We start from the raw sequence: 14,433 nt of genomic DNA, 5'->3' as shown, positions 1-14,433 counted from the left end.
CTCAGCGGCTGCCCGCACGGTCCAGCAAGTACTGCACCAGCAGAGGCACCGGGCGGCCGGTCGCGCCCTTGTCCTTGCCTTCGTTCCAGGCGGTGCCGGCGATGTCTAGGTGCGCCCAGGGATACTTGCCGGCGAATCGCGACAGGAAGCAGGCCGCCGTGACCGAGCCGGCGGGGCGTCCGCCGATGTTGGCCATGTCGGCGAAGTTGGACTTGAGCTGGTCCTGATAGGCGTCCTCGAGCGGCATCCGCCAGGCGGGGTCCAGCGCCTCGCGGCCGGCGGCCAGCAAGGCCTGCGCCAGGTCCTCGTCCTGGCTGAACAGGCCGCTGTTGACGTGCCCCAGGGCGATCACGCAGGCGCCGGTCAGTGTGGCGATGTCGATCACGGCGGCGGGCTTGAAGCGCTCGGCATAGGTCAGGGCATCGCACAGGATGAGGCGGCCCTCGGCGTCGGTGTTGAGGATCTCGATGGTCTGGCCCGACATGCTGGTGACGATGTCGCCGGGCTTGTTGGCGGTGCCGCTGGGCAGGTTCTCGCACGAGGGCACGATGCCGATGACCTCGTGCGGCAGGTCGAGCTCGGCGATTGCGCGCATGGTGCCCAGGACGCTGGCGGCCCCGCACATGTCGAATTTCATCTCGTCCATGGCCGGGCCGGGTTTGATCGAAATGCCGCCCGAGTCGAAGGTGATGCCCTTGCCGACCAGGACGACGGGGGCGTGCTTGCCGGCGGGACGCGCGCTGGGGGTATGCCGCAGGACGATGAAGGCGGGGGGCTCGGCCGAGCCGCGCGCCACCGAGAGGAAAGAGCCCATTTTCAGGGCTTCGATCTTGCGCTGGTCGAGCACCTCGGCCTTGAGGGTCTTGAACTGGCGGGCCAGGTCGCGCGCGGTCTTGCCCAGGTAGGTGGGCGTGCAGACGTTGGGCGGCAGGTCGCCGAGGGTGCGGGCGAGGTTCATGCCCGCGCCGATGGCACCGCCCTGGCGCAAGCCTTCGCGCGCCTGGGCGGCCTGGCCGCGGCCCACGTGCAGGGCGAAGGTCCGCAGCTTGGGGGCGGGCCGGGGCTTGCTGAAGGTCGCATCGTACCGATAGGCCGCCGCCGCGGCGGCGCGCGCCGCCGCGCGCGCGCGGTCGGTCATCGAGCTGTCGGGGCAGGCGATGGCCGCCAGGGTGGACACCGTGCCGGCGACGCCCGCGCGCGCGCAATAGGCCGCCAGCGCCGCCTGGGCGCGGGCGTGGACCGCGGCCTTGTAGTGGTCCTGCGCACCGAGTCCCAGTAAAATGACCCGGCTGGCGGCGATGCCCGCGGGGGCATGGACCGGCAGGCAGCTGCCCGGGGCGGCATCGAATTCGGCCTTGACGATGGCGCGCAGCGCGCCCGAGGCCGCCTGGTCGAGGGCGTCGGCGGCCTCGCTGAGGACGCCGTCCTGGAATACGCCCACCGCCAGGGCGGGGGTTTTCAGGGTGTGCAATGAGGCGGTGGTCAGTGTGCTAAATTCCATTCGATTCTTCCTCGGTGGGTTCCGTGCAGTCCTGGATTGACGGTCCATTATTCCGCATTTTCCATGTCCTTGTTCAAGCGCTCCGTTTTTTCCGAGATCACCAGCCATGCGGGCATCGTGTTCTCGACCCTGCTGGTCGTCTGGCTGAGCGTCCTGCTGGTGCGCCTGCTGGGCGAGGCCGCGAACGGCGACATCGGCGCCAACGTGGTGCTGGGGCTGGCGGCCTTCTCCAGCATCACCGCCTTGCCGGTGATCCTGTCGGTGGCCTTGTTCGTGGCCGTCCTGACCACGGTCACGCGCAACTATCGTGAATCCGAAATGGTGGTCTGGTTCGCCAGCGGCCTGTCTCTGGCCCAGTGGGTGCGGCCGGTGATGCGCTTCGCCTTGCCGGTGGCGGCGCTGGTGGCCGTGCTGTCGCTGTCGGCTTCGCCGTGGGCGTACAGCCAGATCGCCGAATACCGGCAGCGCTTCGAACAGCGTTCGGACCTGTCCAAGGTCACCGCCGGCCAGTTCATCGAGACCGAGGACGGCGCGCGGGTCTTTTTCGCCGAGCCGCCGGCGCGCGACGGCGACGAGCTGGGGCGCGTGATCGCCCGCGTCATCGAGCCCGAGTGGCTCAGCATCGTGACCGCCGACAACGCCTCGATCCGCAGCGAGCCCAATGGCGACCGTTTCCTGGTGCTGGGCCCGGGACACCGCTACGACCTCAAGCCCGGCACGCCCGAGCTCCGGCTGCTGGACTTCGACCGCTACGGGGTCCGCATCGAGAGCCGCGGCGATGCCGGTTCCCTGGAGGCCGCCCGACAGGCGGCGCTGCAACAGATCAAGGCGCGGCCCACCGCCTCCCTGCTGGCCAGCGGCGATACTGAATCCCTGTCGCAGCTCATGTGGCGCCTGGCCTTGCCGCTGGCCGTCCTGAACCTGGCCCTGATCGCCATTCCCCTGGGGGCGGTGAATCCGCGCCTGGGACGCTCGGGCGACCTGCTGATCGCCGGCCTGGTGGCGCTGCTGTACATGAACCTCATCAATCTGTCGCGCGGCTGGATCGCGCATGGACAATTGAGCTTCGGCCTGGGGGTCTGGCTGGTCCACGCCCTGTTCTTCGTCCTGGCCATCGGGCTGTTCTGGCATCGCCTGCGCATCCGCCGGCCCCGCAAGGCGGCGGCATAAGGCATTCCCCTCACTGGGCTCCGGATGTCGGTGGTGCTATTTTTGACCCAGGCAAACCGGGCGCCCGTCCGTTCGTCGAAGCCATGACGGCAGGGCGCAGTCCACCCAGGAGAATGAAATGAGCGATATTTCCCACGTCCCGCTGCTGATCGGCGGCGAGTTGGTGCAATCCAGGACCCGGCAGTGGCGCGACGTGGTCGACCCGGCGACGCAGCAGGTCGTCGCCCGGGTGCCCTTCGCCACGCCCGACGAGATCGAGCGCGCGGTGGCCGACGCCCGCGAGGCGTACCGGACCTGGCGCAACACCAGCCAGGCCAAGCGCCAGCAGATCATGCTGAACCTCGCCCGCCTGCTGCGCGAGCGCACGCCCGACGTCGCCGCGGCCATTTCGCGCGAGCATGGCAAGACCCTGCCCGATGCCGAAGGCGAGGTCGCGCGCGGCCTCGAGGGCGTCGAGCACGCGATTTCCATGAATGTGCTGCAGTTGGGCGAATACGCCGAGAACGCCGCCACCGGCATCGACGTGTATTCGGTGATCCAGCCCCTGGGCGTGTGCGCCGGGATCACCGCCTTCAATTTCCCGGTGATGCTGCCCTGCTGGATGTTCCCGATGGCGGTGGCGGCGGGCAATACCTTCGTCCTCAAGCCATCCGAGCAAGACCCGACCGCCTCGCTGATGGTCGCTCAACTGGCCCTCGAGGCGGGCCTGCCGCCCGGTGTGCTGAACGTGGTGCATGGCGGTCCGGATGCCGCCAACGCCCTGTGCGACCATCCCGCGATCAAGGCGATCTCGTTCATCGGCTCGACGCGGGTGGGAACCGAGATCTACCGCCGCGCCTCGATGGCGGGCAAACGCTGCCAGGCGATGATGGGCGCCAAGAACCACAGTGTCATCATGCCCGATGCCGACCGTGAGGCGGCGCTGAACCAGATGCTGGGCGCGGCCTTCGGTGCCGCCGGCGAGCGCTGCATGGCGATTTCGGTGCTGGTGCTGGTGGGCCAGGCCCGCGAATGGCTGCCCGATTTCGTCGAGCGCGCGCGCACGCTCAAGGTCAACGTCGGGACCGATCGCCAGGCCGATCTGGGGCCGCTGATTTCCCCGCAGGCCAAGCAGCGCGTCGAGGGCCTGATCCAGAAGGGGGTGGACGAAGGCGCCGAACTGCTGCTGGACGGCCGCGGCATCCGCATCGAGGGCTACGAGCAGGGCAATTTCGTGGGGCCGACGGTCTTCAGCGGGGTGCGGGCCGACATGAGCATCTACCGCGAGGAGATCTTCGGGCCGGTGCTCTCGGTCGTGCTGGTCGATACGCTGGAGGAGGCGGTCGAATTCATCAACGCCAATCCGAACGGCAATGGCACGTCGATCTTCACGCAGGACGGCGGCCATGCCCGCTATTTCCAGAACCACATCGATGTCGGCCAGGTCGGCATCAACATTCCGATTCCGGTGCCGGTGGCCTGGTTCAGCTTCACCGGGTCGCGCGCGTCCAAGCTCGGCGACCTGGGGCCCAATGGGCGGCAGGCCCTGTATTTCTGGACCCAGACCAAGACCGTCACCGCCCGCTGGCAGTCGCACGCGCGCGAGGTCAACACCACGATTGCGATGAAGTAGACCCGTGGCCGGCCCGCTCGGCGAACCTGGAGAGCGGGCCTAAGCAAATTACTAAAAATAATAATAAACCAGTTCTATATTCCATATAATAGCTCTTCCATAAGGGCTATTTTTATGAACCTCCAGCAATTCCGCTTCGTGCGCGAGACCATCCGGCGAAATTTCAACCTGACCGAGGCGGCGCGCGCCCTCTATACCTCGCAGCCCGGGGTCTCGAAGGCCATCATCGAGTTCGAGGACGAGCTGGGGATCAAGATCTTCGAGCGCCACGGCAAACGCCTCAAGGGCCTGACCAAGCCCGGCCAGGTCGTGTCGGTCATCATCGACCGGATCATGCGCGAGGTCGACAACCTCAAGAAAGTCAGCGACGAGTTCGCGCGGCGCGACGAGGGCGCCCTGGTCATCGCCTGCACCCACACCCAGGCCCGCTACCTGCTGCCGCGGGTGATACCCGCGTTTCGAGAACGATTCCCCAAGGTCCACGTGTCCCTGGCCGAGGGCAATCCCGAGCACCTGGCCCAGCTCGTGCTGCACGAGCAGGCCGACGTGGCGATCGCCACGGAAACCCTCGCGCAGACCCCCGGCCTGGTGGCGCTGCCCGTCTATACCTGGGAGCACACCCTGGTGGTGCCGCCCGACCATCCCCTGGCCGAACTGACCTCCAGCGCCGCCCGCAGCCTCTCGCTCGAGCACTTGTCACGCTATCCCATCGTCACCTACGACCGGGCATTCTCGGGGCGCCGGGCGATCGATGCGGCTTTCGAACGGGCCGGCCTCGTGCCCGACATCGTGCTCGAGGCGATCGATGCCGACGTGGTCAAGACCTATGCCGACATCGGCCTGGGAATCGGCATCATCGCGGGCGTGGCCTTCGATCCGCGCCGCGACAAGAGCCTGGTCGGCTTGTCCGCCGGACATCTCTTTGGCCAGCACACCACCTCGGTGGCCATCAAGCGCGGCGTCTTCCTGCGCGACTACGTGTACGTGCTGCTTGAAATGCTGGCCACGGACCTGACGCGCGACGTGGTCGAGAAGGCCGTCGAGGGGATCGGCGAACCGGCCCGCGTAGCGGCCTGAAGAGCGTCCCGGAAGGGCGGGAAAGGGCTGCCGCGCCGCACGGCCAGCCAGGGTGTCGAGTAACCATGAGAATCTTATTGCTTTCGAGAATAGGAATGATTATCATTAATGCTCATGAGTCTCTCAGGAGCCATCCCATGGCGCAGCAACAAGTCAGTGCCCTCGTCGTCGGCGCGGATCGACTGGGCAACATCCCCGACCTGCTCAGGGATCACAACATCGCCATCCGGCACCACATCAGCGGCCGCGATCCCGCCCATCAAAAGAAAACACCGCAGCTGCCCTCGGGCACCGAGCTGGTGATCCTGTTGACCGACTTCCTGGGTCACAATGTGATGAAGACCTTCCGCACGGCGGCACAGCGCGCGGGCATCCGGGTGATGGCCTGCCGGCGTTCGGTCTGCAGCGTCAAGCAGGCTCTGGATCAGTGCGGCTATTGTCAGGCTTGTCCGATCCGCGGCGAGGCGCCCGCGGCACGCGGCCACCGGGTCGTCGCCGCCGCTGCGTGAGGCGGCGAGGTCGGGCCTAGCGGCCCGATTTGGCGATTTGCCGCTGTACCTGCCTGACGCGCTGGGAGCGGGCCTGCCGGGAGGTCGCGGCCGAGGCCGTCTGGGTTTCGACCCCGAGACGGCGCGCGCCGTTATAGCGCTTGCGCCAGTAGGCGACGTTCATGCTTTCGACGCGCACCTTGGCGCCGGTGCGCGGCGCATGGACGAATTTATGGTCGCCGACGTAGATGCCCACGTGCGAATTGCGATGACCGCGGGTATTGAAGAACACCAGATCGCCGCGGCGCAGCTCGTTGCGATTGACCGAGATCCCCTCGCGAGCCATGTCGCGGGCGCTGCGGGGCAGCTTGAGCCCCAGCGACTTTTCGGCGGCATAGGCCACCAGCCCGCTGCAATCGAAGCCCTCGCCCGGCGAGTCGCCGCCGTAGCGATACTTGACGCCGAGGAATGTCATGGCGGTCGACACGAGCGTGCGTGGCGGCACCGCGGACGAGCCGTAGTCCAGGGCATTGGCGCGATTGATCGCCAGGCTGTCCTTGTTGTCGAGCCATGCCCCGAGGGGGTCGGATTGGGTCTGGATGAGGTAGGCGTCGCGCAGCAGGTGCTGGGAAGAGGCGTCGGCGGTCTGTTTCGTCTGGGTCGCGCAACCGGCGAGTGCCAGGGCGGCCGTGCATAGGATGAGTGTCGATAATCGGGTCAATGGGCGCGACAGGGCACGCTGTGGCGGGGAATGTGGCGGCGGCATGACTCGTTTTCGGGGGGGCGAAGGGTGGGACCAATCGGGCGAGTTTAGCGAATCCTGACGCCCCGGTAAAGTCGCGCCGCGGCGCGGACGGGATCCGGGGATGTCCTGGATGGGTGCGGTGGGCTTTCGGGTGTAGGATGTAGACCCATCATAATTCCGACAAGACCACCCCCCGCGCATGCTCGTGGAGGGCATGCGCGCACAGGAGGACGGCAATGCAGAAGACTCGCGAGTTTCATCGCCAATCCATCGACGATCGGGAATCGTTCTGGCGGCGGGAGGCCCAGCGTATCCATTGGGAGACCCCTTTTCGGCAGGTGCTGGATTATTCGAATCCGCCGTTCGCGCGCTGGTTCGTGGGGGGGCGCACGAATCTCTGCTACAACGCCGTGGACCGCTGGCTCGACACCCAGGGGGACCAGCCGGCGCTGATCTGGGTGTCCACCGAGGTCGACCAGGAAATCGTCTATACGCGCGCCGATCTGGCGCGCGAGGTCAACGCGGCGGCGGCCATCCTCCAGGAACTCGGCGTCGATCAGGGCGACCGCGTGCTGATCTACCTGCCCATGATTCCCCAGGCGGCGTTCTTCATGCTGGCCTGCGCGCGCATCGGCGCCATCCATTCCGTGGTGTTCGGCGGCTTCGCCTCGCACAACCTGGCCCAGCGCATCGACGATGCGCAGCCCAAGGTGGTGGTTTCGACCGACGCCGGCTCGCGCGGCGGCAGGCCCATTGCCTACAAGCCCCTGCTGGACCAGGCGCTCGACATCGCCGGCCATGCGCCCGAGCACGTGGTCATCATCGACCGCGGCCTGGTCCCTTGCGCCATGCGCGAGGGCCGGGACCTGGCGTACGCGCCCATGCGCGCGCGCCACCTGGACGCGCACGTGCCGGTCGTCTGGCTGGAATCCAATGATCCTTCCTATGTGCTGTATACGTCGGGGACCACGGGCAATCCCAAGGGAGTGCAGCGCGACACCGGCGGCTATGCCGTGGCCCTGTGCGCCTCGATGGAATACATTTACGGCGGCAAGCCGGGCGACGTGTACTTTTCGTCCAGCGACGTGGGCTGGGTGGTGGGCCATTCCTACGTCGTCTACGGGCCCTTGCTCAACGGCCAGGCCACCGTCATGTACGAGGGCACGCCGGTGCGTCCGGACGCCGCCGTCCTGTGGCGCATCATCGAGCAATACGGGGTCAATGCCCTGTTCTCGGCACCGACCGCCATCCGCGTGCTGAAAAAGCACGATCCCGGGCTCCTGCACCGCCACGACCTCTCCAGCCTCGAGCGCATCTACCTGGCGGGCGAACCCCTCGACGAACTCACCGGCCAGTGGCTGTCCGAGGCGCTGGACAAGCCGGTCATCGACAACTATTGGCAGACCGAGACCGGCTGGCCGATCCTCTCGGCGCAGCCCGGCGTCGAGGAGGCCCCGACGCGCTTCGGCAGCCCGTCCTTCCCGGTCTACGGCTACGACGTGCGGGTGGTGGACGAGGCCACGGGCAAGGACGCCGGCCCGGGGCAAAAGGGCGTGGTGGCCATCCAGCCGCCGCTGCCGCCGGGGGCCATGAGTACGATCTGGCGCAACGACGAGCGCTTCGTGCACACCTACTTCGAGTCCTTCCCGGGCCGCATGCTGTATTCGACCTCGGACTGGGGGCTGTTCGACGAGGACGGCTACTGGTACATCCTGGGCCGTACCGACGACGTCATCAATGTGGCCGGGCATCGGCTGGGCACGCGCGAGATCGAGGAATCCGTCAACACCCACCCGGCGGTGGCGGAATCGGCCGTGGTGGGCGTGGCCGACTCGACCAAGGGCCAGGAGGCCATGGCCTTTGCGGTGCTGCGCAATCCCGACCTGCTGCTCGAGGACGGCGCGCGCGACCGGCTCGAGGCCGAGATCAAGACCGTCATCGAGCAGCGCAACGGCGCCGTGGCCCGGCCGGCGCGGGTCCGCTTCGTCAACACGCTGCCCAAGACCCGCTCGGGCAAGGTCCTGCGCCGTGCCATCGTGGCCCTGTGCGAGGGGCGCGATCCCGGCGACCTGACGACCATCGAGGATCCGGGCGCGCTCGACCAGATCCGTTCGACGCTTTGAGTCCCGGGCCGATGCGCGGCGAGGCGCTGCGGCCCGGCGTCGGCCGCCGCGAGGTGTGGTCGTGGGCGATGTACGATTTTGCCAACTCGGGGTACACCACGGTCGTCCTGACCACGGTGTTCAACGCCTATTTCGTGGGCGTCGTGGCGGCCGGGCATGCCTGGGGAACGCTGGCGCTGACCGCGGCCCTGTCCTTGTCCTACCTGGCGGTGATGCTGACCATGCCGGGCCTGGGCGCACGCGCCGACGCGCGCGCGGCCAAACGCCGGCTGCTGTTCACCAGCACGGCGGGCTGCGTCGCCGGCACGGTGCTGCTGGCCACGGTGGGTCCGGGCGCCGTGGTGTGGGGGCTGCTGTGCCTGGCGCTGTCGAACTACTGCTATTGCATCGGCGAATCCGCCGTCGCCTCGTTCCTGCCGGGGCTGGCCCGCACCGAATCCCTGGGGCGGGTCTCGGGATGGGGCTGGAGCTTCGGCTACTGCGGCGGGATGCTGGCCTTGGGCGTGGCCTTGTGGATTGCCTCGCGCGGCGAGGCCCAGGGGCTGGCCGCCGAGGACTATGTGCCCTGGGTCATGCTGTCGACGGCGCTGCTGTTCGCCATCGCCGCCATTCCTTCGCTGCTGTGGCTGCGCGAACGGGCGGTGCCGGGCGGCGGCGAGGCCCGGCCGTTGCTTGGCAATCTGCTGCGCGCCTGGCGCGAGACACGCGCCGATTTTCCCGATTTCCGCCGCCTGCTGCTGTGCATCGCCTGCTATCAGGCCGGCATCACCGTGGTGATTACCTTGGCGGCGGTCTATGCCACCGAGGTCATGGGCTTCCAGATGCAGCAGACCATGCTGCTGGTGTTCCTGGTCAATATCGCCGCCGCCCTGGGCGCCTTCCTCTTCGGCTATGCCCAGGACCGCATCGGCCACAAGCGCGCGCTGGCCATCACGCTGGCGGGGTGGCTGCTGATGGTCGCCCTGGCGGTCATCGCCGAGGACGTGCGCACCTTCTGGGTGGCCGCGGCGCTGGCCGGCCTGTGCATGGGCACCAGCCAGAGCGCGGGCCGGGCGATGGTCGGGGTGCTTGCGCCGACGCGGCGGCCCGCCGAATTCTACGCGCTGTGGGCCTTCGCGGTGCAGCTGGCGGCGGTGGTGGGGCCTCTGTGCTATGGCCTGGTGGTCTGGATCACGGACGGCAATCATCGACTGGGGCTGCTGGTCACGGGCGTGTTCTTCGTGGCGGGGCTGGTGGTCCTGGCAGGCCTGGATTTCGGGCGCGGGCTGCGCAGCCGCGACGCCGCGGCGCCCCGATGAGGGGCCGCCGCCGCCCAGTCCTGTTGCATTTGTCAGCGACGAGTAAGCATCCTGCAGTAGGGTTGCAGTTGGCAGATGCACAAGAATACAAATAGAACCTTCAAATATTCATAGGAGCGAGCCAACCATGACGACGGCGATTGAATCGATACTGGTAGAGAACCGGGTGTTCCAGCCTCCCGAGGATCTGGTGCGGCGGGCCAATGTGTCGGGGATGGCGGGGTACGAGGCCTTGTGCGACGAGGCGCGGCGCGATCCGGACGCCTTCTGGGCGCGCCTGGGGCGCGAGAACCTGGTCTGGACGCGGCCCTTCACGCAGGTGCTCGACGAGTCCGAGGCGCCGTTCTACAAATGGTATCCGGACGGCCAGATGAACGTGTCGGCCAACTGCCTGGACAAGCATATGGGCACGCCGGCGGAAAACCGGGTGGCGCTGATCTTCGAGGCCGATGACGGGCAGGTGACCCAGGTCACCTACAAGGAACTGCTGGCGCGCGTGGGCCAGTTCGCCAACGCCCTCAAGGCGCTGGGCTTCAAGACCGGCGAGCGCGCCATCATCTATCTGCCGATGTCCATCGAGGCGGTGGTGGCGATGCAGGCCTGCGCGCGTCTGGGCATCATCCACTCGGTGGTGTTCGGCGGTTTTTCGTCCAAGAGCATCCACGAGCGCACGGTCGACGTGGGCGCGACGCTGATCATCACGGCCGATGCGCAGATCCGCGGCGGCAAGACCATTGCCCTGAAGAACGCCGTCGACGAGGCGCTGGCCATGGGCGGCTGCGAGGGGGTGCGCCAGGTCATCACTTACCGCCGCGCCGGCTCCGAGGTCCAGTGGCACGAGGGCCGCGACCTGTGGTGGCACGACGTGATCCAGGGCCAGCCGACGGACTGCCCGCCGGTGGCCGTCGATGCCGACCACCCGCTGTTCATCCTGTACACCTCGGGTTCCACCGGCAAGCCCAAGGGCGTGCAGCACGCCTCGGCGGGCTTTCTGCTGTGGTCGCTGATGACCATGAAGTGGACCTTCGATGCCAAGCCCGATGACGTCTTCTGGTGCACGGCCGACGTGGGCTGGGTGACGGGCCATTCGTACGTGACCTACGGCCCGCTGGCGGCCGGCGTCACGCAGGTGGTGTTCGAGGGGGTGCCGACGTATCCGGACGCGGCGCGCTTCTGGCGCATGATCGAGCAGCACAAGGTGACGGTGTTCTACACGGCGCCGACGGCGATCCGTTCCTTGACGAAGCTGGCGGAAACCGACCCCAAGGTGCATCCGCGCGAGTTCAACCTGGATAGCCTGCGCATCATCGGCTCGGTGGGCGAGCCCATCAATCCCGAGGCCTGGGTGTGGTACTACAACAATGTCGGACGCGAGCGCTGCCCGGTGATCGACACGTGGTGGCAGACCGAGACCGGTGCGCACATGATCACGCCGCTGCCGGGGGTCACGCCGCTGAAGCCGGGCTCGTGCACGCTGCCGCTGCCGGGCATCGACGCGGCGGTGGTCGACGAGACCGGCGAGGAGGTCGAGCGCGGCAAGGGCGGCTTCCTGGTGATCCGGCGGCCGTGGCCGTCGATGATCCGCACGATCTGGGGCGATCCCGAGCGCTTCAAAAAGACCTACTTCCCGCCCGATCTCAAGGGCTATTACCTGGCGGGCGACGGAGCGCAGCGCGACAAGGACGGTTATTTCTGGATCATGGGCCGCATCGACGACGTGCTCAACGTCTCGGGACACCGCCTGGGCACGATGGAGGTCGAATCGGCGCTGGTGGCGCACGACCTGGTGGCCGAGGCCGCGGTGGTGGGCCGTCCCGACGACACCACGGGCGAGGCGGTGGTGGCCTTCGTGGTGCTCAACGGGGCGCTGCCGCAAGGCGCCGATGCGGACGCGATGGCCAAGCAGCTGCGCGACTGGGTGGCCAAGGAGATCGGCCCGATCGCCAAGCCGCGCGAGATCCGCTTTGGCGAAAATCTACCCAAGACGCGCTCGGGCAAGATCATGCGCCGGCTGCTGCGGGTGGTGGCCAAGGGCGAACCCATCACGCAGGACGTATCGACACTCGAGAACCCGGGGATTCTGGACCAGTTGGCCCAGGTCCGGTAGCAAGTGCTGGACGATGTCCCGTGATCCGGGGCATCGGACGCAGCTGAAGAGGCGGGGGAGAACCTTCCCCGCCTCTTTTTTACATCCCGTTGTACACCGGCCCCTCGCCGCCTTGCGGCGTCACCCAGACGATGTTCTGGGTCGGGTCCTTGATGTCACAGGTCTTGCAGTGCACGCAGTTCTGGGCGTTGATCTGCAGCCGGTCCTCGCCGGTCTCGGTCTTGACGAACTCGTAGACGCCCGCCGGGCAGTAGCGCGCCTCGGGGCCGCCGAATTTGGCCAGGTTGACCGCCACCGGCACCGCGGCGTCCTTCAGCGTCAGGTGCACCGGCTCGTTTTCGTCGTGGTTGGTGTTCGAGATGAAGACCGAGCTGAGGCGATCGAAGGTCAGCTTGCCGTCGGGCTTGGGGTAGTCGATGCGCGCGCATTCCGCCGCCGGCTGCAGACAGGCGTGATCCGGCTTGTTGCGGTGGAGGGTCCAGGGGACGTTGCCCTTGAGCAGCCACTGCTCGATGCCGGTCATCAGCGTGCCGACCGTGCGGCCTTTCTTGAACCACTGCTTGAAATTGCGTGATTTTTTCAGCTCGGCATGCAGCCAGGACTGCTCGAAGGCCGCTGGATAGGCCGACAGTTCGTCGTGCGAGCGGCCGGCGGCCAGGGCCTCGAATGCCGCCTCGGCGGCCAGGGCGCCGGTCTTGATGGCCGAATGGCTGCCCTTGATGCGCGAGGCATTGAGCACGCCGGCCTCACAGCCGACCAGCACGCCGCCGGGGAAACAGAGCTTGGGCACCGACAGCAGGCCGCCGGCCGTCAGCGAGCGCGCGCCATAGGCGATGCGCTTGCCGCCCTCGAGGGTCGCCCGGATCGCCGGATGGGTCTTGTAGCGCTGGAATTCCTCGAAGGGCGACAGCCACGGATTGGCGTAGTCCAGGCCCACCACGAGGCCCACGGCCACCAGCCCGTCGTTCAGGTGATACAGGAAGGATCCCCCGTAGGTGTCGGAGTCCAGCGGCCAGCCGGCCGTATGCACCACGCGGCCGGGATGCGCCTGGGCCGGGTCGACTTCCCAGAGTTCCTTGATGCCGATGGCGTAGCTCTGGGGGTCGCGTCCGGCGTCGAGGCGGTATTTTTCGATCAGCTGGCGGCCCAGGTGGCCGCGCGAGCCTTCGGCAAAGACCGTGTAGCGGGCCAGCAGTTCCATGCCTGGCTGGTAGTGGTCGGTGTGGCTGCCGTCGCGCGCCACGCCCATGTCGCCCGTGACCACGCCGCGCACGGCGCCGGCCTCGTCGTACAGGATCTCGGCGGCGGCGAAACCGGGAAAGACGTCCACGCCCAGGGCCTCGGCCTGCTCGCCCAGCCAGCGCGTGACATGGCCCAGGCGGACGATGTAGTTGCCGTGGTTCTTGAAGCAGTCGGGCAGCAGCCACGACGGGGTGGCGCGCGCCTTGCCGGGGGTCAGGAACAGGAATTGGTCCTCGGTCACCGGCACGTCCAGCGGGGCGCCGCGCTCTTTCCAGTCGGGAATGAGTTCGGTCAAGGCCTGGGGGTCCATCACGGCGCCCGAGAGAATGTGGGCGCCGATCTCGGCGGCCTTTTCAAGGACGCAGACAGCGACCTCCTGGCCGCGTTCGGCCGCCAGTTGCTTGAGGCGGATCGCCGCGGCCAGGCCTGCGGGCCCGGCGCCGACGATCACGACGTCGTATTCCATTGATTCGCGTTCGGTCATGGGTGGTGTTGCTCCCGTTGTCGAGGTTTGTTCCGGCGGTGCCCCCGCGGCATGCGGGCCATTGTATTGCAGATCGTTATACTGCACCTCTGGAGTTCTGCTTGTGACGGAGGGTTTCGTGATGTCCGAGGATCGAGGCGCCGAGGCGCCCGGCACCGGGGTATTCCTGTGCCGGATGGACGTGCGCTGGGGGGATCTGGACGCGCTGGGCCACGTCAACAATACAGTCTACTTCCGCTATTTCGAAGAGGCCCGCGTCCATCTCTACGAGGCGATGGAACCGGACGGAGGCACCGGCCGCGTCGGCGTGCTCGTCCATGCCTCATGTGATTTTCTGAAGCCGCTGTTGTATCCTGCCCGTATCGTCGTGGGCCTGAAGCTCTTGCGGGTGGGGCGCACCAGCCTCGAGCTGGACACCTGGATTGCGCAGGCCGACGAGCCGCAGGACATACATGCGCGGGGCCGCAACGTCCTGGTGTTCGCCGATGGCGCCACCGGACGGCCGACGCCCTGGACCGACGCCGATCGCCAGGCCCTGGCACGCTGCTTTTCTGTTTGAGTCGTTATAGCCATTCTTCAAGAGGAA

General features: G+C 67.4%; 11 protein-coding genes. 8 read left to right on the top strand and 3 right to left on the bottom strand.

The window, feature by feature from the left end; all coding sequences use genetic code 11:
- Window position 1: 1 nt before the first annotated feature.
- Entirely contained in the window at window positions 2-1,501 is a 1,500-nt protein-coding gene (locus OOZ48_RS02405; protein ID WP_269495323.1) for a leucyl aminopeptidase, read from the bottom strand.
- Window positions 1,502-1,564: 63 nt separating this feature from the next.
- Between OOZ48_RS02405 and lptF the strand changes: the two genes are divergently transcribed.
- The 4 genes from lptF (at window position 1,565) to OOZ48_RS02385 (ending at window position 5,869) form a co-directional block, all read left to right on the top strand.
- The gene (gene lptF / locus OOZ48_RS02400; RefSeq protein WP_269495317.1) at window positions 1,565-2,671 is read left to right on the top strand and encodes an LPS export ABC transporter permease LptF; all 1,107 of its coding nucleotides are present in this window, start codon (window positions 1,565-1,567) and stop codon (window positions 2,669-2,671) included.
- A 118-nt stretch (window positions 2,672-2,789) separates the two neighbouring features.
- Entirely contained in the window at window positions 2,790-4,283 is a 1,494-nt protein-coding gene (locus OOZ48_RS02395) for a CoA-acylating methylmalonate-semialdehyde dehydrogenase (RefSeq protein WP_269495314.1), read from the top strand.
- A gap of 114 nt (window positions 4,284-4,397) precedes the next feature.
- Window positions 4,398-5,360: a CysB family HTH-type transcriptional regulator gene (locus tag OOZ48_RS02390; RefSeq protein ID WP_269495310.1), complete on the top strand. Its 963-nt coding sequence runs from the start codon at window positions 4,398-4,400 to the stop codon at window positions 5,358-5,360.
- A 137-nt stretch (window positions 5,361-5,497) separates the two neighbouring features.
- Window positions 5,498-5,869, top strand: coding sequence for a DUF2325 domain-containing protein (locus OOZ48_RS02385; RefSeq protein WP_269495308.1), 372 nt, complete (start codon window positions 5,498-5,500; stop codon window positions 5,867-5,869).
- A 16-nt stretch (window positions 5,870-5,885) separates the two neighbouring features.
- Here the strand turns inward: OOZ48_RS02385 and OOZ48_RS02380 are convergent, their stop codons facing one another.
- Window positions 5,886-6,614, bottom strand: coding sequence for a C40 family peptidase (locus tag OOZ48_RS02380; protein WP_442867506.1), 729 nt, complete (start codon window positions 6,612-6,614; stop codon window positions 5,886-5,888).
- 215 nt (window positions 6,615-6,829) lie between these two features.
- On the opposite strand from OOZ48_RS02380, the gene OOZ48_RS02375 reads away from it, so the two are divergent.
- From OOZ48_RS02375 to acs, 3 genes are all read left to right on the top strand, one after another.
- A complete protein-coding gene (locus tag OOZ48_RS02375; protein WP_442867505.1) occupies window positions 6,830-8,716 on the top strand; it encodes a propionate--CoA ligase in 1,887 nt (628 codons plus the stop codon).
- Window positions 8,717-8,727: 11 nt separating this feature from the next.
- Complete coding sequence (locus OOZ48_RS02370) at window positions 8,728-10,014, top strand: MFS transporter (protein ID WP_269495396.1); 1,287 nt, start codon at window positions 8,728-8,730, stop codon at window positions 10,012-10,014.
- Between the two features lie 127 nt (window positions 10,015-10,141).
- Window positions 10,142-12,121: an acetate--CoA ligase gene (acs, locus tag OOZ48_RS02365; RefSeq protein ID WP_269495307.1), complete on the top strand. Its 1,980-nt coding sequence runs from the start codon at window positions 10,142-10,144 to the stop codon at window positions 12,119-12,121.
- Between the two features lie 79 nt (window positions 12,122-12,200).
- Here the strand turns inward: acs and OOZ48_RS02360 are convergent, their stop codons facing one another.
- Window positions 12,201-13,847: an electron transfer flavoprotein-ubiquinone oxidoreductase gene (locus OOZ48_RS02360; RefSeq protein ID WP_269495305.1), complete on the bottom strand. Its 1,647-nt coding sequence runs from the start codon at window positions 13,845-13,847 to the stop codon at window positions 12,201-12,203.
- 121 nt (window positions 13,848-13,968) lie between these two features.
- Between OOZ48_RS02360 and OOZ48_RS02355 the strand changes: the two genes are divergently transcribed.
- Window positions 13,969-14,406 carry an acyl-CoA thioesterase gene (locus OOZ48_RS02355; protein WP_269495304.1) on the top strand — a complete coding sequence of 146 codons (438 nt, stop codon included), beginning with the start codon at window positions 13,969-13,971 and terminating at the stop codon, window positions 14,404-14,406.
- Window positions 14,407-14,433: the final 27 nt, after the last annotated feature.

Source organism: Castellaniella sp. S9 (genome assembly GCF_027257175.1).
GTDB lineage: Bacteria > Pseudomonadota > Gammaproteobacteria > Burkholderiales > Burkholderiaceae_B > Castellaniella.
The sequence above is the reverse complement of the archived record's forward strand: the minus strand, read 5'-3'. Positions and strand labels throughout refer to the sequence as shown.